Annotated in this window: 15 protein-coding genes, 1 pseudogene and 1 other annotated feature; of the genes and pseudogenes, 13 read left to right on the forward strand and 3 right to left on the reverse strand. The window is 41.3% G+C overall.

Annotated features, from left to right (window positions below; all coding sequences use genetic code 11):
* Positions 1-88 precede the first annotated feature (88 nt).
* From UE46_RS00395 to UE46_RS00430, 8 genes and pseudogenes are all read left to right on the forward strand, one after another.
* Entirely contained in the window at positions 89-427 is a 339-nt protein-coding gene (locus tag UE46_RS00395; protein ID WP_036060572.1) for a hypothetical protein, read from the forward strand.
* Between the two features lie 12 nt (positions 428-439).
* Positions 440-1,693 (forward strand): annotated as a pseudogene (locus tag UE46_RS00400) (Y-family DNA polymerase).
* 129 nt (positions 1,694-1,822) lie between these two features.
* Positions 1,823-2,203 (forward strand): cupin domain-containing protein, encoded by a 381-nt coding sequence (locus tag UE46_RS00405; RefSeq protein ID WP_036060576.1) that lies wholly within the window; start codon positions 1,823-1,825, stop codon positions 2,201-2,203.
* 125 nt (positions 2,204-2,328) lie between these two features.
* Complete coding sequence (locus UE46_RS00410) at positions 2,329-4,026, forward strand: CocE/NonD family hydrolase (RefSeq protein WP_036060579.1); 1,698 nt, start codon at positions 2,329-2,331, stop codon at positions 4,024-4,026.
* A gap of 198 nt (positions 4,027-4,224) precedes the next feature.
* Positions 4,225-5,502, forward strand: a complete 1,278-nt coding sequence (gene pbpD1 / locus UE46_RS00415) for a D-alanyl-D-alanine carboxypeptidase PBPD1 (RefSeq protein WP_051492902.1) — start codon at positions 4,225-4,227, stop codon at positions 5,500-5,502.
* Between the two features lie 320 nt (positions 5,503-5,822).
* On the forward strand, positions 5,823-6,416 hold the full coding sequence (locus UE46_RS00420) for a CatB-related O-acetyltransferase (RefSeq protein WP_118907327.1): 594 nt from the start codon (positions 5,823-5,825) through the stop codon (positions 6,414-6,416).
* 120 nt (positions 6,417-6,536) lie between these two features.
* Entirely contained in the window at positions 6,537-7,913 is a 1,377-nt protein-coding gene (locus tag UE46_RS00425) for an O-antigen ligase family protein (protein WP_036060582.1), read from the forward strand.
* Positions 7,910-8,974: a CgeB family protein gene (locus tag UE46_RS00430; RefSeq protein ID WP_051492898.1), complete on the forward strand. Its 1,065-nt coding sequence runs from the start codon at positions 7,910-7,912 to the stop codon at positions 8,972-8,974. The genes UE46_RS00425 and UE46_RS00430 overlap by 4 nt, the downstream gene beginning before the upstream one ends.
* Before the next feature lie 276 nt (positions 8,975-9,250).
* On the opposite strand, the gene UE46_RS00435 is transcribed toward UE46_RS00430, so the two are convergent.
* Positions 9,251-10,072 (reverse strand): histidine phosphatase family protein, encoded by an 822-nt coding sequence (locus tag UE46_RS00435; protein ID WP_036060585.1) that lies wholly within the window; start codon positions 10,070-10,072, stop codon positions 9,251-9,253.
* 943 nt (positions 10,073-11,015) lie between these two features.
* Here UE46_RS00435 and UE46_RS00440 point away from each other — a divergent pair.
* On the forward strand, positions 11,016-11,660 hold the full coding sequence (locus tag UE46_RS00440) for an NlpC/P60 family protein (protein WP_036060615.1): 645 nt from the start codon (positions 11,016-11,018) through the stop codon (positions 11,658-11,660).
* Between the two features lie 586 nt (positions 11,661-12,246).
* On the opposite strand, the gene pabB is transcribed toward UE46_RS00440, so the two are convergent.
* Positions 12,247-13,956: an aminodeoxychorismate synthase component I gene (gene pabB, locus UE46_RS00445; RefSeq protein WP_118907328.1), complete on the reverse strand. Its 1,710-nt coding sequence runs from the start codon at positions 13,954-13,956 to the stop codon at positions 12,247-12,249.
* The gene (locus tag UE46_RS00450; RefSeq protein WP_036060587.1) at positions 13,934-14,536 is read right to left on the reverse strand and encodes an anthranilate synthase component II; all 603 of its coding nucleotides are present in this window, start codon (positions 14,534-14,536) and stop codon (positions 13,934-13,936) included. The genes pabB and UE46_RS00450 overlap by 23 nt, the downstream gene beginning before the upstream one ends.
* 662 nt (positions 14,537-15,198) lie before the next feature.
* Positions 15,199-15,416, forward strand: a binding site (T-box leader).
* Between the two features lie 199 nt (positions 15,417-15,615).
* On the opposite strand from UE46_RS00450, the gene serS reads away from it, so the two are divergent.
* The 4 genes from serS (at position 15,616) to UE46_RS00470 (ending at position 20,274) form a co-directional block, all read left to right on the forward strand.
* Complete coding sequence (gene serS, locus UE46_RS00455) at positions 15,616-16,905, forward strand: serine--tRNA ligase (RefSeq protein ID WP_036060589.1); 1,290 nt, start codon at positions 15,616-15,618, stop codon at positions 16,903-16,905.
* Between the two features lie 159 nt (positions 16,906-17,064).
* On the forward strand, positions 17,065-17,952 hold the full coding sequence (locus tag UE46_RS00460; RefSeq protein ID WP_036060591.1) for an ROK family protein: 888 nt from the start codon (positions 17,065-17,067) through the stop codon (positions 17,950-17,952).
* 15 nt (positions 17,953-17,967) lie between these two features.
* Positions 17,968-18,828 carry a helix-turn-helix domain-containing protein gene (locus tag UE46_RS00465; protein WP_036060593.1) on the forward strand — a complete coding sequence of 287 codons (861 nt, stop codon included), beginning with the start codon at positions 17,968-17,970 and terminating at the stop codon, positions 18,826-18,828.
* Between the two features lie 90 nt (positions 18,829-18,918).
* Positions 18,919-20,274 (forward strand): glycoside-pentoside-hexuronide (GPH):cation symporter, encoded by a 1,356-nt coding sequence (locus tag UE46_RS00470; protein ID WP_036060596.1) that lies wholly within the window; start codon positions 18,919-18,921, stop codon positions 20,272-20,274.
* Position 20,275 lies beyond the last annotated feature (1 nt).

The following is a 20,275-nucleotide window of genomic DNA, read 5'->3' on the forward strand; positions in this document are numbered from 1 at the left end:
CGAACGTATGTTTGTATACTGATATATATAGTGGTGGAGGAAAAGTAGCGAATTATTCATCTAGCCAAGAAACAGGAGGCGGTTTATCATGACCTACAAAGACCGGGGAATGAAGAAGTGGGGCGGCTTCATATTGAGTGAACATACGGCGCATATTGAGCAAGCAAATCAAGCCCCGCAATGGAAAGAAGCGATGGATGAGGCGAGTATTCAAGATGTTTTAGAGCATGCTCTGTCTCACCGCGTGATGCTAGCGATTCAGGAACACCAAGCCATCGGTATCGAAGCAAAAGCAGATATTCTTGGGCAATTGATCGGGATTGAAGGCGATAGTATTTATATTCGAACAAGCAGCGGAATCAAAGCAATCGAACTGTCCAATATCCGTCATATAGAAGAGAGGCGGCTGGAGAAATGGTACAGTTAATCAATTATGAACATGCACCTAAACGTGATATTCTATGCATCGATGTAAAAAGCTTTTTTCGCATCCGTTGAGTGTGTCAAAAGGAGATTAAACCCGTTAGAAGCCTATTTAGTCGTGATGAGTAATCAGGAAAGTCAGGGTGGTCTAGTTCTTGCTGCGACACCGAAAATGAAAGATGTCTTTCATATCAAAACGGGATCAAGACGCTATGAAATTCCTGAGGACACACGAATTGTTGTGGCAGAACCGAGAATGAAGCTCTATTTGCAAGTTAATGAACTGATCGTCGAGATTTTTAAACGTTATGTAGCACCTGAACACTTACTAATTTACTCTATCGACGAGGCTATTCTGGATGTATCACATTCACATAGCCTATTTGGTGACACCATGACAATAGCGAAAAGAATCCAGAAAGATATTTTAGATGAATTGCGTTTGTACGTCACGATTGGAATTGGCGACAACCCTTTACTGGCGAAAGTAGCATTAGATGTGGAGGCGAAACATCAAGAAGATGGTATTGCAGAATGGCGTTACGCGGATGTTCCAAGCAAGTTATGGCGAGTGAAGCCGATGACTGAGATGTGGGGGATTGGCAGGAGAACAGAAGTGGCGCTAAATCGCTTAGGAATTTATACGATATATGATTTAGCGCATACCGAGCCGAGCATTCTGCGTCATGCGATGGGGCTAGTTGGTGAAGAGCTTTATTATCATGCAAATGGCGTCGATTATACAGATTTAGCTGAGAAGTACGTACCACTATCAAAGAGTTACAGTAAGAATCAAATATTAGAGCGTGATTATCCAAATCACCGTGAAGTCGAGATTGTGATTCGCGAAATGGTGGAGGATATCGCTATGCGTTTACGGCGTGAACATGCAGAATCAGCAGTTGTCCATTTAGCGATAGGCTATAGCCGTTACAGTACACGTAAAGGTTTTAGTCACCAAATGAAGATTCATCCAACAGATAGCAGTAAGAAAATCGCTGTCTACGTACTCCATTTATTTCGAAAACACGTTGTCCATGAACCAATTCGTAGCATATCTGTTCAACTTGGGAAAATCAGTTATAAGACAGGAACACAGCTGAATCTTTTTGAAAATGCGGTCCAAACCGTGAATCAAGAGCAATTAGAGCGAACGATAGACAAAATTCGCGATCGGTATGGATTTCAATCATTGATGCATGCAAGCAGTTTAGCTAATGGTGCAACAGGGCGCAAACGTGCGACTATGGTCGGTGGACATAAAGGTTAGAAGATTTATCCGATTTGGATAAAAATTGCTTATAAAACTAGCTCAAAAGAACAAAGATTTCTTGGCTGATCAGGTGTAGAATATTATTTGTGAATATAATCACAAATTCGAGAGGGGTTGCAAAGAGCGATGTTTGCGAAAAAAGTACAAGACTACCAAAACCGTATTTTTGATGTAAATGAAATCAAGTCTTTCGATGATAATCAAGCCAAGAAAAATATTTTTTATGAAACAGGACAAACAGTTGGTGCAGTTTGGTGTTTGAAGCCGGGGCAAGAGCTTTATTTTCATTCACATAAACAGGCAGATGATATTTGGATTTGTATTGATGGGGATTCAGGAACATATTATCCAGAATTTGGCGAATCTGTTGAAATTTCCAAAGGGATGGTATGTGTCGCTAGGCCAGGCGAGAAACACGGTATGAAGAATACCGGAACCAAAGATTTCGTATTTATTGGCATTGCTGGACCAGTTCCGCTCGATTTAATTTTACATGAACTTGAGTAAATTTCCGAACTAGAGTCTTTCTGAGTATAAATTCAGAGGGAACTCTAGTTTTTTTGTTGGGCGCTTTTCTTGACTCTAGCGCCAGAATACGAAACAATAAAAGGTATAAAAGGAGGTTGTTTCACGTGAAACATTGTAAAATTAAGATTGAGAAAGATGTCCCAGCGAAAATGCGAGATGGCGTAACATTATACGCCGATGTCTACCGCCCAGATGCGGAGGGAGAATTCCCAGTTTTACTAACAAGACTTCCATACAGTAAGATTTTTGGATTACATTTTTTACGCCCAGATGTATTGGCGGAGAACGGTTATATTGTTGTCGTGCAAGATGTGCGAGGTCGCTTTGCATCAGAGGGAGAATTCATTCCATACATAAATGAGGCGAACGATGGTTACGATACGGTAGAATGGGCTGCAAGATTGCCGCAAGCAAATGGAAAAGTCGGCATGTTTGGCTTGTCATATTACGGCTACACACAGTTATTGGCCGCTATGGCTGAACCGCCGAGCTTGAAAGTTATCGTACCAACGATGTCGCAAAATAATATGACGGACGTATTTAATGATCACGATGGTGCGCTGGAACTTGGGGCTTGGGCGTCGTGGAGCATTGAATCGATTTTACCAGATCTAATTGTACGAAATATTACCGATCCAGAAGAGCAGGAACTAGCATTTGAAAAGTGGACAAAAGATATGGATAACCTAGAGGAATGGTATAAATTCAAGCCGATCAATGCCTGGCCACCAATCAAAAATACTGGTGCAATGCCTTATTTCACTGAGATACTAGACTATCCGCTCGACCACCCACATTGGAAAAATACGAGTGTAAAAAATAATTATGATAAAGTAAAAACGCCAGGACTTCACATTGGTGGTTGGTATGACTGCTTCTTGGATAAAACGATTGCTAATTTTCTCGGTGGTCATCGCCAAGGTCTAGGGGACAAACTTGTAATCGGACCATGGACACACGGTAATTTCATATCGATGATTGGTGATCGTGATTTTGGAACAGCAGCAGGATCATGGGGGGAGGCGGCTATGCATGAGCGCCATATCGAGTGGTTCAATCATTGGCTAAAAGGCGAGCTGTTACCACAGACCGCGCCAATTCAAATATTCACGATGGGAATTAATAAATGGCAGGGTGCGAAAAACTGGCCACTTGAAAACACGAATTTTACACCGCTGTATTTTCATAGTGATGGGAAGGCTAATACGCGGATTGGTGATGGCACAGCTAGTTTTAATCGACCAAAAGCCACCGGAAATAGCGACAAATTCGTATATGATCCAGAAAATCCTGTACCATCTCATGGCGGTGGAACTCTCCATAAAGCGATTCAGGCAGATGGACCGCGCGATCAACGCGAACTAGAATTACGCGAAGATATTTTATGCTACACAACGGCGCCTCTTACTGAAGAACTAGAAGTAACTGGTCCAATTGAGGTAACTTTATGGGCAAAAACAGATGCTGTTAATACGGATTTTACAGCTAAAATCATGGATGTCATGCCAGATGGGACTGCTTTTAATCTTACAGAAGGTATCATCCGTGCCTCCAAACAACACGGAGATACCGTTCAAAATGAAATTCAACGCTACACTATTAATTTGTGGGCCACAAGTAATGTATTTTTACCGGGACATTCGATTCGTGTGGAGATATCATCGAGTAACTTCCCGCGCTTTGATGCTAACCCAAATACTGGCGCTAGTTTTATCAATACAACAGAGAGTGTTATCGCCAATCAAACAATTTTTCATGACGCGGAACACCCATCTCATATTTTGCTCCCAATAATAAAATAATTTTATGACTAAAGTTCCTATGCTAGCTATTTAATTCATGGTAGAATAGTTAGGTATCTCTCAATTTTAAAGTATCTTCCAAGAGGCTAAGGGAGCTTGATCTTGGATGTTAAAAAATAAAAACATAGAGCATGAAGGAGCGGTAAGGTGAAAATTTTTTCGAAATTAGGTGTTGTCTTTTTAGCAGCGACACTCGCAATGAGTAGTTTAGTACATGGACCAATAGCGGTGGATGCAGCTGTAGCACCACCAACAATTAACGCGAATGCGGCAATTACAATTGAAGAAGGAACAGGTAAAATTTTGTACGGTAAAGACATTGACAAACTAATGGGCATTGCATCGATGACAAAAATGATGGATGAGTACTTAATTTCAGAAGCAGTAGCAAAAGGCAAGCTGAAATGGGACGATAAAGTCACAATTTCCGATTATGCATATGAGGTGTCACAGGATCGTTCGCTTTCCAACGTGCCGCTAAGACGCGGTGAAGAATACTCCGTAGAAGAGCTTTATCAAGCGATGGCGATTTATTCAGCAAACGGTGCAGCAATTGCAATCGCTGAAAAAATAGCAGGCAGTGAAGCGAAGTTCGTTGATATGATGAACAAAAAAGCAGATGAATTAAAACTTGGAGAACATCATTTTGTGAATTCTACGGGCCTAAACAACGCAGATCTAAAAGGTAAATCTCAAGTTGGATCAGCGACAGATGAGAATAAAATGACGGCACGTGGTGTTGCAAAACTTGCGCAACATATCGTTAAAGATTATCCAGATGTGCTTAAAACATCGAGTATTGCGAAGAAAAAATTCCGTGAAGGTACAAGCGACCAGATCGATATGACCAACTGGAATTGGCTATTACCTGGCTTGATATACGCGCGTGAAGGTGTGGATGGCCTTAAAACAGGGACGACAGATTACGCTGGTCAATGTTTAACGGCGACCGCAGTGCAAGACGGAATGCGGGTTATCACGGTACTTATGCATGCCAATGGTGGTACAAGTGACCATGATAAAACACGTTTCAGTGAAACAAATAAAATGCTGGATTATGCGTTTAACAATTTTAAATTGATGGAAGTTCGTAAGGCAGATGCAGCAGTGAAAGAAACAATTCCCGTTGATAAAGGCAAAGAAGATAATGTGAGCCTAATGACGAAGGAAGCTGTAAAAATAGTCGTTCCAAAAACAACAACCGAACCAAAACTAGATGAAAAAGTAACGTTAGATAAGAAGACTCTAGATGCTCCAGTGAAGAAGGATACAAAAGTTGGAACAATGTCAGTTCAGCTTAAAGACGGCGACACACTTGGATATGTAGATGGCAAGAAAACAGATACAATCAATGTTGTGACGAAAGACGATGTCGAAAAGGCTAACTGGTTCATGCTGATGCTATCCAGTATTGGTGGATTTTTCACTAGTATTTGGGATTACGTAGCCGATGGAGTCAAAGGTTGGTTTAACTAAATAGAAGATGTACTGAGTTCCTTATAAAAGAGGGCTCAGTTTTTTTTATAGAATCATGTAAAGAATATTAATTTTCGTTCACCGAATAGTCATAGTTTGTTAGTAAGCCACTCAATTCGAGCTGAACTTGATGGGCTAATCCAGACTCTATACGAAAAATCCTCATGTATGATAACATACTTTCATTAATTAAACACTCAAATGGTGAATATTTAGATATAATCGATTCATACGGAGTTGAAAATAACAGAAGTCTCCTATATACTATTTATAAGCTTAGAGAGATTATAACGTGTAGAAAACGATGGGAGTACAGCAATATGAATATAAAAAAATATATGCCTTTAGAGTTAAGAGCTTATATGAATTTGATTAAATGCAGAAAAAGATTTCCAAAAAACACAATCCATTCGAGTCAAATTGGCGTGAATGTGGCGCTGGGAAAGGATTGCTGGATTAATCGAGATGTTATTATTGGAAATAATGTGAGCATTGGTGATTATTCGTATGTTAATAAAGGAGCTATTATTGCGTCAGGGATCATCGGGAAATACTGCTCAATTGCGGCCTACTGCCAAATCGGTTTAGACGAGCATCCCATTGATAAAGTGTCCACATCTCCATTCACTTATGATAGCAAGAATTGGGATAATTTTCAGAATCCGCCGATCATCGGGAATGATGTTTGGATAGGTGGAAATGTTCTGGTCATGCAAGGTGTAAAAATAGGCGATGGTGCGATATTAGCTGCTGGAGCTGTGGTGACAAAAGATGTTCCGCCATACGCTATTGTCGGCGGTGTACCAGCAAGGATTCTCAGAAAAAGATTTGAAGAAAATACAATTGAAAACCTTGTAAAAAGCGCATGGTGGGACAAAACAGATCAGCAAAGCCATCTCAATGCCAAAAACTAGATGCAACCTATTTAGAGGGGGAACTTTTACGGAGACAGAATAAATAATTGTAGCAGATAAAAAAAACTCGCTCGTGTTGTCGAAAGTAAGGACTGGCTACTAATTTGAAAGGAACCGCTCATGAACAGATGGAATGAAACTTGGAATAACAAAAATCGGAGCATCATTATCTTATTTATGATATTAAGTGTGATAACTCCTTTCGTACCAGCAGTTTTAGGGATTCTTCTTATCGCGATTTTACTTTATATGATAAAAGATATCCCACTTCATAAATGCAATTATTATCTTTTTATCGGCGTTGTGATCAGCGGTTTTCTTGGTCCGTATTTAGCGCTTCCTGCGTTTCCAAGCTTTTTCCTGTTTCGGATTTTGATCATTCTACATATGGTCTTATTTTTGTTCGAAAAAAAGGACTTTAAGAAACTAGAACCAGTGAAAATCCCGCTCATCCTATTTATTGTCTGGATTTTATATTCTATTTTCAGCTTACTATGGACTGGATCAGCATCACTCAGCTTACCTGCAATATACTACCAAATTGAGTCGTTTTACCTCGTATTCGCCTTTGTTTATTACATGGATAGCTTCGCAAAATTAAAGCAAATCCTGACTTGGATCTTAATTATTTATGTGTTAACCATTTTTATCGGTCTATGGGAAGCTCTAACGGGGAACCATCTGATATATTCGGCGGGAAATATTTTGTCATACGGAGATACACGCCCAACTGGACTGCTTGTCAACACAAACGACTATAGTTCTTATCTTGCTTTTTACGTACCAGCCTTGTTCTTAGCCTTATTTCACAAAAAAACATTCTTTAAAACGCTCATTGGTATAGGGGCGCTCGGCGTGCTCGTATTCCTCATTTTTGAAACAGAATCGCGCTCTGGCTTGCTCGCTTTTTCGATTGTCGTGATATTGATGCTATACAAAATGGTCAAGCAAAAAATTATCTTCTTTTTTGGGCTCGTTATGGGCTCTTTAGTTGGTGCAATTATCCTGATAGCCAAACATGGGGAGCAACTTACCACATATTTTACTGGAAAAGTAAATTCCACCGATCAACGTATGTTCATGTACGAAACGATTTACCGATTATGCAAAGAACACTATTTTTTAGGTGTTGGCATTGGCGTGACTCCAAAATACGTTTTTACCGCGTTATATGGAACATCGAATATACCAGTCGATATGCAACAAACGATGAGTGCGCATAATCTATGGCTTTCTAATTTATCAGACGTTGGTGTCATTGGCTTCTTCCCATTTGTTGTGCTATTTTTTTGGCTCGTTGCACACGCTTTGAAACTATACGTCACGAGTAAACACCTATTGGCTACGATTCCGATCTGTATTTTGGTTGCCTTTTTCGCGATATCAATTGGAAGCAGTAGTATTTTTGAAATGCGCGTCGTTTGGCTTGGGATGGGGCTAGCACTGACGATTATTTGTTTGTTAGAGAAAAATTTAGAATTAGGAGGAACAACATGAAAAAGCAACTTAAAGTTTTAGCAATTGGAGCTGGTTGGCGTGGCTCGAATAGCAGGTCCTTGTTCAGTGGTTTTACGAAATTAGGCTGTGATATTCGGGTTATCGAAACAGACGGCTATTTTTACAATTATACGATCCCAGAAAGACTCTATATGAAGGTTCGTAAATTACCATTCAAGGCCAAATTCCAAAAGTTCAATAAAACAATTGAACGTACGATTGATTCTTACCAACCTGATATCTTATTCGTGGTCAAAGGTCTGTGGGTGACCGAAGAAATCATTCAGTACGCGAAATCCAAAGGTATTACGACAATACATTTTCATCCTGATTTTCTTTTTGACGATCGCTACCACACGTCCCAAATTCTAGATAAAGCTATTCTCGCATACGATATTGTGGTGACTGCCAAAACGACAGAAGTAGAGAAATACAAGCAGTTTGGCTGTCAGTATGTTCATTTTATGAAGTATGCGTACGATCCCGATATCCATCATCCCATAAAGTTGACTAACCAAGAAATCCCGATTTTCAAAACAGATGTTGCGTTCGTCGGCCGAATGGAGCTGCCAAGAGCTGATGCACTGAATGAAATCGCTGAAGCAAACTATGATTTAAAAGTTTGGGGAACAAAGTGGGATAAGATTCCTAAAAGCTATAAATTAAACCGATTTTGTGAAGGACGCCCCATTTTTTGTGAAGAAATGGCGAAAGTTTTCCAAGGTGCGAAGGTTTCGGTGGGATTCCTAACGACATTATCGACAGAGCAACACACCGCGCGAACGTTCGAAATCCCAGCGTGTGGAGGATTTTTCTTGGGAACGAGGACAGCAGAACATATGGACATTTTCAAACAAGGAGTGGAGGCGGATTTCTTCAGTAGCAAGGAAGAATTGGTAGAAAAAGTGGCATTTTACACTCGTAATGAGGATATGAGATCTAAAATTGCTCAAAAAGGCTATGATAAAGTTATCAAAATGGACGCAACATATGAGAGTAGAGTGAAAGAGATACTTGTGTTTTCAGAAATAGAGCTAAGTAATGGTGTGTTGCTCCGCTGAGGTTTGGCGGTTCCATCGGGATTAGAAAGATTTTAAAACACAACAAAAAAACCACCGTGGAAAAGGGAGTAACCACGGTGGTCAAAAAAGGGAGTTATGGGATTTTCGTTCTCAGGGGAAGAATGAAAATTTATTTTGTTAACTTATAGGTTTATAATAACGTTTGTCAGAGAGATTTGGCTGTGATCTTGATTAGAATTTGATAATAAAGTTTTTGAAGTTATAAAAAGCTTAGCAATGTTGCTCCAAAGAGGCTTCATGCTAAGCTTTTGTTACTTATTTTATCTTCGCGCCATTTTCTACGTAACTCATATCATTGACACTTAGAATCGTGAATTTACCATTTTTGTATTGGATTTTAGAAACACTTGCATTTTTTAGTCCACCGTCTGGTAATTTGAATCCAGGGGAAATGGTGTCAAGTAAGGCACCGATGCTGAGGCCGTGGGATACAAGTAGAACATTGTGATCGCCTTTTTTGCTTTCTTTGATTGCAACATCATTAATTCCGTCTGTTAAGCGAGTTGTGATCGTTGCATAATCTTCAGCTGGCCAGTTTGTGCCATCGTCTTTAATACGTGTTTTATCAAGTGCGGCAACACTATTTGCGAAATCTTTCGGTACGATACCTTCGCTTAGCCACTGATCAAGTGTTTTACCTTGGCTCTTAGCGATATCAGTCCACATATTATGATTTAAATCTCCTTCATATGAGCCAAAATTGAACTCACGGAAGCGTTGATCTGTATTTAATTTAAGAGATGATGATTTTTTGCTTTCCTTTAAGATAAGATTGGCAGTTTGAACTGCGCGTCCACTGTCGCTACTGTACGCTGCGCCAAATTGAACGTTTTTAAGTCCTTTACCAGCATCTTTGACTACCTTTTCACCAGCAGGCGTTAGAACGGCGTCAGACCATCCCTGTACGCGGTCCGTGGTATTCAACATTGTTTTCCCGTGTCTCACTACATAGAAAGTAATAGTTACATTTTTGGCTGGCGTAGGTTTTTTGCATGAATTTGCAATTACTCCGCTTGAACCTATAACTAAGAACACACTACAAACTACCAATAAAATTTTTAACATCTGTTTTTTCATCTTTTTTGCTCCTTTTTTGTTTAAAATTTATCTCGACAGTCGACTAAACTGTTGAAAACGATGTGTGACTATAGGAATTTGGCAAAAAAATAAACCCAAATAGATTCGAGCAGACGTCAAAATAACGCGACTCTAAATCTACTTAGGTTATGCCCGAATGAACGGTAACAATCCTTTTAAATTGTATTGAGTGGTACAACAAATTTTCGTTAAATTCAATATAACATCTTTTGTAAACGATTACAAGTTATTTTTTGATAAATTTGGAATGTGAGAAAACATCCTTACTCTTGCCTAGGAACTAATCATTTGTCGCTCCGCTGAGGTTTGGAGGTTCCCTCGTGATTAGAAAGATTTTAAAACACAACAAAAAACCACCGTGGAAAAGGGAGAACCAAGGCGCTCAAAAAGCGAGTTTTGCGTTCAGCGAAGCGACAAACGCTCATTTCCGTCGTTAAAAGCTGTGCTCCGATGCTCACGTATACATATACGTTCCGCGTTGTTGAGGCACTTTGAAGCAAAGTGAATTAGAGCCTCAATATGCAGTGGAGCGAAGTGAGACTGCCATCCTTTAAGTAGCTTTTGCCTAGGAACTAATCATTTGTCGCTCCGCTGAGGTTTGGCGGGTCCCTCGTGATTAGAAAGATTTTAAAACACAACAAAAAACCACCGTGGAAAAGGGAGTAACCACGGTGGTCAAAAAGGGAGTTTGGGATTTTCATTCTTAAGGGAAAGTATGAAAATTTGTTTGCTTGTTGTTAGCTTATAAACATATAATACAGCTGTGAGAAAAAAATTAGCTGTGAGTTAGATTAGAATTTGATGAAAAATAGTTTTTGAATTTAAAGGGATTGACGCGAGATTGTATTTTGTCTGTAATGTCTATCTGGTATGATATGTCTCAAATGGGGAAAAGGGAGTGCATGTTTTGACTGTGAAATCTATGAAGAAAAGTATGGCGTTATTGCTCGTATTGGTTCTGGCAGTAAGTGTTTTCATATTACCGAAGTCTGGGGAAGCGGCAACGACATACAAGATGACAACAACTGTGGAAAGCAATATTCGCACTGGGGATAGTGTGAAGCATCCGGTCATAGGTTATTACAAAGCAGGAACGACTGTAACATTCAACGCTAAAACAAAAAATAACTGGTACCGTATTACATACAAAGGCAAAGTGGGCTATGTATCGGGGAAATGCTTAGCACCATATAAAGCACAGTCATTTACAGCGTTAAACACAGAAGCAAAAAAACATTTAGGTAAAAAATATAAATGGGGCGCAACTGGTCCAACATCATTTGATTGCTCCGGCTACACAAGCTACGTATTCAAACAATCGATTAATAAAACTATTCCGAGAACGGCAAAAGCTCAATATAACGCTTCTACAAAAATTAAAGCAAACCAACTAAAAGAAGGCGATCTTGTATTCTTCAATTACGGCAGCGGGATTGCTCATGTTGGTATCTATATTGGTAGCGGTAAGATGATCAATGCTCAGAACAACGGTGTGAAATATGACAACGTATCAAGCGGCTACTGGAAAAAGTACATCGCGGGATATGGTCGTGTAGTTAATTTTTAAAAATAAAGAGAAGCCTTGAAAAATTGCAAGAAATTTTTCAAGGCTTTTTTATACGTTCAGCGAAGTGAGATTGCCGTCCTTTAAGTAGCTTTTGCCTAGGATCTGAGTATTTGTCGCTCCGCTGAGGTTAGGCGGGTTCCTCGTGATTAGAAAGATTTTAAACACAACAAAAAAAACCACCGTGGAAAAGGGAGAACCAAGGTGCTCAAAAAGGGAGTTTTACGTTCAGCGAAGCGACAAACGCTCATTTCCGTCGTTAAAAGCTGTGCTCCGATGCTCACGTATACATATACGTTCCGCGTCGGTGCGCGCTTTTGCCTAGGATCTGAGCATTTGTCGCTCCGCTGAGGTTAGGCGGGTCCCTCGTGATTAGAAAGATTTTAAACACAACAAAAAAACCACCGTGGAAAAGGGAGTAACCACGGTGGTCAAAAAGGGAGTTTTACGAGCTTTCATCCAAAAAGGGGGAAAGAATGAAAGTTCGTTTGTTGTTGTTAGCTTATATTTATATAATAACGGTCGGGATGGAGAACTTGCTGTGAGTAAAATGAGAATTTGATGAATGTTTGGTAAGGCTTTTTTCATTTCAGTGTAGATCGATGTTGACCCAGCCTCGGACGCTGTTGATTAGCCATGTTTTAGTGGCTTTTAGGAGGTCATTACGATGCAGAATTCTTTCGGTAATTGTTTTTTCGGCAAGAAGGGTTTCACGCATTGTTCCTCCGAGTAAGCCGGATGATAGTTTTGGGGTGACTAGTTGACCATCGATTTCTACGACTAGGTTGCCATTGATAAATTCGGTAATCTCGCCTCGCTCATTCCATAGAAGTGTTTCGTCATAGTCGATTCGACGGCGTTTTTCGTACATCGCTCGATTCGTTGTTTTGTGGTAAAGGAATGGGTTGGTGCTATTGACGGATTTATCGGCGAAATGGGCAGTCCATGTGATCGGATCGGAAATGATAAGTGTCCCCTCAATGGAAATCTCGCCTTTCTTATTTGAAAGCAAGCGAACTTTCCAAATGTCATTCGGGTGATCGGTTGCAAACGATTGTAGGGCCTCATTTGCAGCGTCAATGTTCCACGTGAAACCAAAATAATCAGCGCTTTTTTCGATACGTTTTAGATGAAGATCAGTACGGTAATAGGCGCCATCTTCTAATCGCAAGCTTTCTAACAGCTCGAATTTTGGTATGTAAGTTGTGAGGAGCGATGCTTTTGCTTGAACTTCTTCATATTCGGCGCCGCTCCGTGAGTCCCAAACGATACCGCCGCCAACACCGTATTCAGCCGTTTGTTCTTCTGTATCTACTACTACAGTGCGGATTGGCACGCTGAAAATGGCCTCTTTGTCGGGAGTTACATAGCCAATTGTGCCGCAGTAGACGTTGCGCGGAGAGGTTTCTGCTTCGGTGATGAGCTGCATTGTCTTGACTTTCGGGGCTCCGGTAATGGAACCACAGGGAAACAGGGCTTTGAAAATCGAGGTTAAGTGCACTTCTGGCAACGTTTCGGCTACAACTGTGGATGTCATTTGCCACACGGTTGGATAGCGCTCAACATCAAAAAGGTTCGGAACTTTAACAGAGCCTGGTTTGGCAATTTGACCAAGATCGTTGCGGAGTAAGTCGACAATCATCACGTTTTCTGCTTGATTCTTTGCCGATGCGACGAGCCAATCCCGCGCTTTGAGGTCTTCGGTAAGCGTCATTCCACGTCTGGCGGTACCTTTCATTGGTTTTGTTTTGATCGTGCCGTTTTTCCAATGGAAGAAAAGTTCAGGTGAGGCGGATAAAATGTGGAACCTGCCTGTTGAGATATACGCTGAGTAATCCGCTTTTTGCGCAATTTTTAGCTGCTCATAAAAGTTCTCATCCTCTTCGGCAAACTTGCTTTGTAGCCTGATCGTATAATTGGTTTGATATGTATTTCCAGCTGCAATTTGGTCGCGAATAAAGCGAATTCCACTTGCATAAGATGCATAATCTGTGGTCGGTTGCCAGTCTAATTTGGGTGGTTGTGAGAGCGTTATATCGGCTTGTTCTACCTCGCGCATTTCACGAAAAACTCCGAACCAAAGTAGTGGCATTTTTCCAGCTGGGCGGGTTGTGAGATCTTTATTGAAGGCGGCGGCAGCTTCATAGCCTACATACCCAGCAACGTAATAGCCAAGGTCGACCGCTTGTTCCACTTGTTGCATCCGATCCATGACATCACCGATATTATCTGTTTGAATAATAGCTTCTGGAGCGGAAAAAAGCTGTGTTTTTCCGTTAAAATCGAATTGCATTTTCATTTTCGTAGCTCCATTCTGTTAGTTTTACAAAATTGGCTAATATTTCGTGACCATGCTCGGAAAGAATAGCTTCGGGATGAAACTGCACGCCTTCTACTAAAAATTCGCGATGACGGACGGCCATAATGAGGTCATCATCGGTTTTTGCGGTGATAATAAGTTCTGTGGGTAGATGTGATTCTGCAGCGATAAGCGAGTGGTATCTAGTAACTGAAAAACGCGCGCTTAAGCTTGTAAATACACCTTCTTGGTCATTTGTAATCGTTGAGGTTTTGCCGTGAACGGGTTCTGGGGCGCGAATGATTTCACCACCAAATGCTTGAACGATCGCTTGGTGGCCTAAGCAAATACCGAGAATAGGAATCCTGCCGCTAAACTCATGAATAAGCGCTAAGCTGATTCCAGCATCATCTGGGGTGCCAGGACCTGGTGAAATGACAATCGATTCGGGATTTATTTCACAAACTTCGTCGAGAGTGATTTGATCATTTTTCACAACTTGAACTTCTTTGCCGAGTTCTAATAAATATTGATATAGATTGTATGTAAATGAGTCGTAATTGTCAATTAACAGGATCACGATATCACTCCTAAATGGATTTTTAATGGATATACGTCCACCCTATTTATAGCAAAATAGTGGCAGTTTGTCCAATAAGCAGACTTGTGATTTCACAAACTTTCTGAAACTGTATTTTTGGAATGAATGGGAGTATTGCAAAGGAGGAGAATTGTTATAATGAATGAGAAAAGAAAATTGTGCGGCAAACACAACTTCCAATTACAAACACCATTTAGATGGTGACAGCCTGAATATTTCAAGAGCCACTTAGCTGTCGGGCGTATAAAGTGGCTTTATTTTTTGTCATTTTTATTGTTCATTACCATAACGATACGGCCTGCAAATGCGATTGTTATGGTTCTTTGAAGTGGAACGAATTAGAACCTCAATACGCAAAGGAATGAAATGAGTTTGTAGTCCATCTCAATCCTGTTTCGAATACAGTCATGCTCTTTCCTTTCTGGAAGAAACCACGAACAACATGGCATCACCTACTTTCTAGGCTGCCATCGACTTGATAAACTTGTTTGTAAGCCTATTATAGCACGGGTTTTCGGGATTTTATTGATGATTATTTAATGGACTTTTTATAAGGATATTACAAATTTTGAGTGGTGATAAGTTTTCTGTTCGGGCTTGCTAATTATGGTGTTATGGGTTAGAATGTTCTTAAATAATGAATTAAAACGTTGACAAGAGATAGTAGTAGAAGTTGGGCTTTTTAGAGAGCTGATGGTTGGTGAAAATCAGTAGGAACGCTTTTATGAATCCGTCTTGGAGTGAGCAGAGGAAATGTGAGTAATCTGCTTCGGTGGGAACCGTTATATCAATTGAGCTGGAGTTTGGGATGTGTTCTCGGACTCAATTAGGGTGGCAACGCGGTACTTCCGTCCCTTTCCATGTATTTATTTGGGGAGAGATTTGGGGGTCTTTTTTGTTTGGACTTTTAGAAAGCGTATTGTGCTTTCTTAGAGTCCAAATATAAGACGGAGCGAAGCGTAGTGTTAATCCTTTAGTTTTCTTTACGCGAAACGTGGCTGGACCGAATCTCAAACCAAGTAAGAGTTGAGAATATCATTTTGTGAGGAGGAAAAGAGATGTTAGATGTTAAGTTATTACGTGAGGATTTTGAAGGTGTGAAGGCGAAGTTATCGCATCGTGGGGAAGATCTTGGGGAATTTGAGAAGTTTGGTGCGCTTGATGCGCGGCGTCGGACGTTGATTATGGAAGTGGAGACGCTTAAAAGTCAACGTAATGAGGTTTCGCAAGAGATTGCGCAGTTGAAGCGTGAGAAACAGGATGCGGATGCGAAAATCGAGGAAATGCGTGTTGTTGGGGATCGGATTAAGACGTTTGATATTGAGTTAAACGAGATTGATGAGAAGTTGCGCAACATTTTGATGGCGATTCCGAATATCCCTCATGAATCTACGCCAATCGGTGACACGGAGGATGATAATGTTGAGGTTCGCAAATGGGGCGAGGTTCGCGCGTTTGATTTTGAGCCAAAACCACATTGGGATTTGGGCACGGATTTAGATATTCTTGATTTTGAGAATGCGGCGAAAGTTGCGGGAAGCCGGTTTGTTTTTTATAAGAAACTGGGCGCTAGACTTGAGCGGGCGTTGATTAATTTTATGATGGACTTGCATGCGACGGAGCACGGGTATGATGAAATGTTGCCGCCATACATGGTGAATCGCGATAGTATGACGGGGACTGGGCAATTGCCAAAGTTTGAAGAGGATGCGTTCTTGATTGAAAAAGAGGATTATTTCTTGATTCCGACGGCGGAGGTTCCGGTGACGAACTATCATCGTGATCAAATTATGAATGTGGATGATTTGCCACAAAAATATACGGCTTACAGCGCGTGTTTCCGTTCTGAGGCGGGATCTGCCGGTCGTGATACGCGTGGATTGATTCGTCAACATCAGTTTAATAAGGTGGAAATGGTTCAGTTTGTGAAACCTGAGGATTCTTATGCGGCGCTTGAGGCTTTGACGGATAACGCGGAAGAAGTGTTGCGTCTCTTGGAATTGCCATATCGCGTGCTGAGCATGTGTACTGCGGATCTAGGTTTCACGGCTGCGAAAAAATATGATATCGAGGTTTGGATTCCGAGTGGAGATTGCTACCGCGAGATTTCTTCTTGTAGTAATTTTGAGGCGTTCCAAGCGCGTCGTGCGAATATTCGTTTCCGTCGCGAGCCTAATGCGAAGCCTGAATTTGTGCACACGCTGAACGGTTCTGGACTTGCGATTGGCCGTACGGTTGCGGCTATTTTGGAAAATTATCAGTTGGCAGATGGTTCTGTCGCGGTTCCGAAAGTATTGCAAAATTATATGGGTGGCGTGGAAGTTATCACGGCTGCGAAAAATAAATAGTTATCAGAGACGCGTTTACTTCCGAATCGGAGTAAGCGCGTTTTTTCGTTTTTTCTAAACTGGTCAATATTTGACGCTAAAGTAATCACGAATTAGTGGGCAAAAATAAAGGTGACGGCTTATAATGGAGGATATAGATTAGAGAAAGAGGCGTGGTTTATGTATTTTGTATACGATATTGGTGGGACTTTTATTAAATATGCTTTGATGGATCGGGCGGGAACGGTGGTTATGAAGGATAAATTCCCGACGAATGTGAAGAATGCGGAGGATCTGGTCGCACAACTGGTGGATAAATTCCTGCCTTATAAAGAGGACGTCAAGGGAATCGCGGTCAGTTGTCCTGGTATTGTAGATACGAAAACGGGCATCATTTATAAAGGTGGATCGTTCCCGTTTATGCATGAGAAAAATTTGGCGGCGATGTTGACGGAAGCTTGCGGAGTTCCTGCGGTGATTCAAAATGATGCGAAAAGTGCGGCGCTTGCGGAACTGTGGTTGGGCGTAGTGAAAGATGTGGAAAGCGCGGTTGTTCTAACCCTAGGAACGGGTGTCGGCGGTGCTATTATCATTGATGGAAAGCTGCGTAATGGCTTTAATTTGATGGCCGGTGAGGTAAGTTATATGCTGATGGATTTTAACTCGAAAACGTTACAGGGGAATGTCTTTGGAATGACGGGTTCGGCGGTGCAACTGATTTCAAAGATTGCAACGGCGAAAGGATTGGCAGACAAAACAGATGGAAAAACTTGTTTTCAGCTTATTCATGATGGTGACGCGGAAGCTGTGGCGATTTTCGATGAGTATATTTATGCATTGGCATCGCATATTATGAGTATTCAATACATGATTGACCCTGAAATTATTGCGATTGGTGGCGGGATTAGCGCGCAAGAAATCGTGACAGAACGCCTTAATTTAGCAGTAGAAGAGATTAAAAAGGTGACTCCTTTCCATGCGGCAAGTCCTCAAATCGTGACGTGTCATTTTAAAAATGATGCCAATTTATACGGGGCTTTGTATAATTTTTTCTTGCAGTTTGAGTGAGGAGGAGAGCAGAAGATGGGGTTCACACATGAATTGATTGAGGCGGATGCTAATATTCCTGTGAAATACATTATTCATACGGCGTCTGACCCAGTTTCTGTGCCGAGGCACTGGCATGAGGCGATGGAAATCAGTTATACGGCGATCGGTTCAGTGCAGAACTTCTACATTGATGGGCAAAATTATACGACCAAACCTGGTGATATTCTAGTGATCAATTCGAATGCGATTCACTCGATATTGCCTCTTTTTGAGGAGAACCGGAAGGCGTTATCAATCTTTTTTCCCTACTCTTTTTTGCAAGAGCATGTGCCGAATATTTCGGAAATTGAGTTTTGCTGTTTTTTGAAGGAAGTTTCAGATGGATCATTAGCACGGTTGCAGGGTTTGCTAGCTGATTTTATTGTGGAAGCGGAGACGGGGAAACGTGGCTTATCTTCGTTGCGACTCACAGCGATCATGTATGATGTACTGTATCTTTTGATAAAAAATTACTCGGTGCAAAAGCGGAATACGACGTTGATCACGACGGAGAAGCATTTGGCTAGGTTGACGAAAATGATTGCATACATGAAGGATAATTATGCAGAGGAGCTATCAGTTTCGGATTTGGCGGCGCATTTCAACTTAACACCTGAGTATTTTTCGCGGTTTTTCAAGCGTTATATGGATAGTACGGTGCTGGAATATTTGGAGTTAATCAGGCTTGGGAAGGCGCATCAGTTGTTGATGAATACGGATAAAACGATTAGTTATATCGCGCATTCTTGTGGGTTTCCAAACGAAAAATCTTTTACGCGGGTTTTCAAAAAAGTGTATAAAATAACGCCTAATAAATATCGACTTCAAGGGAAAAATCATAATTTGACGGTATAATGCCTAAAAAAGGACGGGTGACTGCTTAGTTTATCCTCTAGAATAAGAAGTGAAGAATGCGCTTTCATTTTGAATTTAGGAGGAGACAACATGTTTGATAAACAAACGTCTTGGAAGGAAAGAATCAGCTATGGTTTGAGCGATACGGCATCAAATTTTGTTTTTGCAATGATTAGTACGTATTTGATTTATTTTTACACGGATGTTTTTGGTATTGGTGCGGCGACGGTGGGGACGCTTTTTCTAGTGACGCGTTGTATTGATGCTTTTGATGGACCTGTTTTTGGAATCTTGATTGACAGGACGAACACGAGGTGGGGCAAATCAAGGCCATACTTTCTCTGGCTCGCGATACCGCTTGCTGTTGTTTTCGTCATGACGTTTACGACGCCAGATCTGAGTTTGACGGGTAAAACAGTATACGCTTACATCACGTATATGACGCTTAGCATCATGTACTCGGCGATCAATGTTCCAGTGACGGCAATCTTACCGAGTTTGTCGAGCAGTCCGAAAGAGCGGACGGTTATCGTGACAGTTCGGATGATTTTTGCGGCGCTTGGTAGTGCGGTTGTGAGTATTTGTGTGCTGCCGATGGTTGATTTGCTTGGTCAAGGCGATAAGCAGAAAGGCTTCTTTTGGACGGTGGTTATTTTAGCTGTTTTCGCGGTTATTTTCTTTTTCATAGCTTTTAAAAATGTTCGTGAAAAAGTGGAGCCAATTTCGGATAAGGAGAAAATTGAATTCAAGGATTTATTACTCGTGATGCGGAAAAATCGGCCTTGGGTTGTGATGGTGATCTTTGCTTTTATTTACTTCTTGGTATTTACGATCAAAATGCAGTCGACGATGTATTATATGACGTACAATTTTGGGCGGCCTGATTTAGCAGCTGGGATACTGGGGGTTTCGACGCTGAGTATTGTGGCGACGATCTGTATTCCGAAGTTAACCTCAATTTTTACGAAACGGACGACGATGTTGGTGGGTTTGGCGATTTTCGGATTAGGACAACTCATTGTGTGGATTTCGAGCGGGAATGATTCGGTAAGTTTGCTATTTATCGGGGCAATTGTTGGGGTGTTGGGACTTGGACTGATTCAACCGGTTCTGTTCACAATGGCTGCGGATACGGTGGATTATGGCGAGTGGAAAACAGGGATTCGAGCGCAAGGTTTCTTATCTTCGGCACCGACGATGGGCGTTAAAATCGGGATGGGTGTTGGGGGTGCAATCTCTGGCTGGCTGCTGTCGGCTGGTGGCTATGTGCCAAATCAGACTCAGAGTGCGTCGGCGTTGATGGCGATTGAATGGAGCTATATTTGGGTTCCAATTATTGGTGTCATTTTGGCGGCAGGGGTTATGATGTTCTACAACTTGGACAAAACGAGCGACACGATGACGAGGGAACTTGAGGCGAGAAAATTGATGAAGGAGGAGAAGTAAG

This window comes from Listeria weihenstephanensis (assembly GCF_003534205.1).
Classification (GTDB): domain Bacteria; phylum Bacillota; class Bacilli; order Lactobacillales; family Listeriaceae; genus Listeria_A; species Listeria_A weihenstephanensis.

Excerpts from the sequence above, each read along its gene's own strand:
- UE46_RS00440 (WP_036060615.1), top strand. The coding sequence starts at position 11,016 with ATGAAGAAAAGTATGGCGTTATTGCTCGTATTGGTTCTGGCAGTAAGT.
- UE46_RS00425 (WP_036060582.1), top strand. The coding sequence starts at position 6,537 with ATGAACAGATGGAATGAAACTTGGAATAACAAAAATCGGAGCATCATT.
- pbpD1 (WP_051492902.1), top strand. The coding sequence starts at position 4,225 with ATGAGTAGTTTAGTACATGGACCAATAGCGGTGGATGCAGCTGTAGCA.
- UE46_RS00435 (WP_036060585.1), bottom strand. The coding sequence starts at position 10,072 with ATGAAAAAACAGATGTTAAAAATTTTATTGGTAGTTTGTAGTGTGTTC.
- UE46_RS00460 (WP_036060591.1), top strand. The coding sequence starts at position 17,065 with ATGTATTTTGTATACGATATTGGTGGGACTTTTATTAAATATGCTTTG.
- UE46_RS00465 (WP_036060593.1), top strand. The coding sequence starts at position 17,968 with ATGGGGTTCACACATGAATTGATTGAGGCGGATGCTAATATTCCTGTG.
- UE46_RS00395 (WP_036060572.1), top strand. The coding sequence starts at position 89 with ATGACCTACAAAGACCGGGGAATGAAGAAGTGGGGCGGCTTCATATTG.
- serS (WP_036060589.1), top strand. The coding sequence starts at position 15,616 with ATGTTAGATGTTAAGTTATTACGTGAGGATTTTGAAGGTGTGAAGGCG.
- UE46_RS00420 (WP_118907327.1), top strand. The coding sequence starts at position 5,823 with ATGAATATAAAAAAATATATGCCTTTAGAGTTAAGAGCTTATATGAAT.
- UE46_RS00405 (WP_036060576.1), top strand. The coding sequence starts at position 1,823 with ATGTTTGCGAAAAAAGTACAAGACTACCAAAACCGTATTTTTGATGTA.
- pabB (WP_118907328.1), bottom strand. The coding sequence starts at position 13,956 with ATGAAAATGCAATTCGATTTTAACGGAAAAACACAGCTTTTTTCCGCT.
- UE46_RS00470 (WP_036060596.1), top strand. The coding sequence starts at position 18,919 with ATGTTTGATAAACAAACGTCTTGGAAGGAAAGAATCAGCTATGGTTTG.
- UE46_RS00430 (WP_051492898.1), top strand. The coding sequence starts at position 7,910 with ATGAAAAAGCAACTTAAAGTTTTAGCAATTGGAGCTGGTTGGCGTGGC.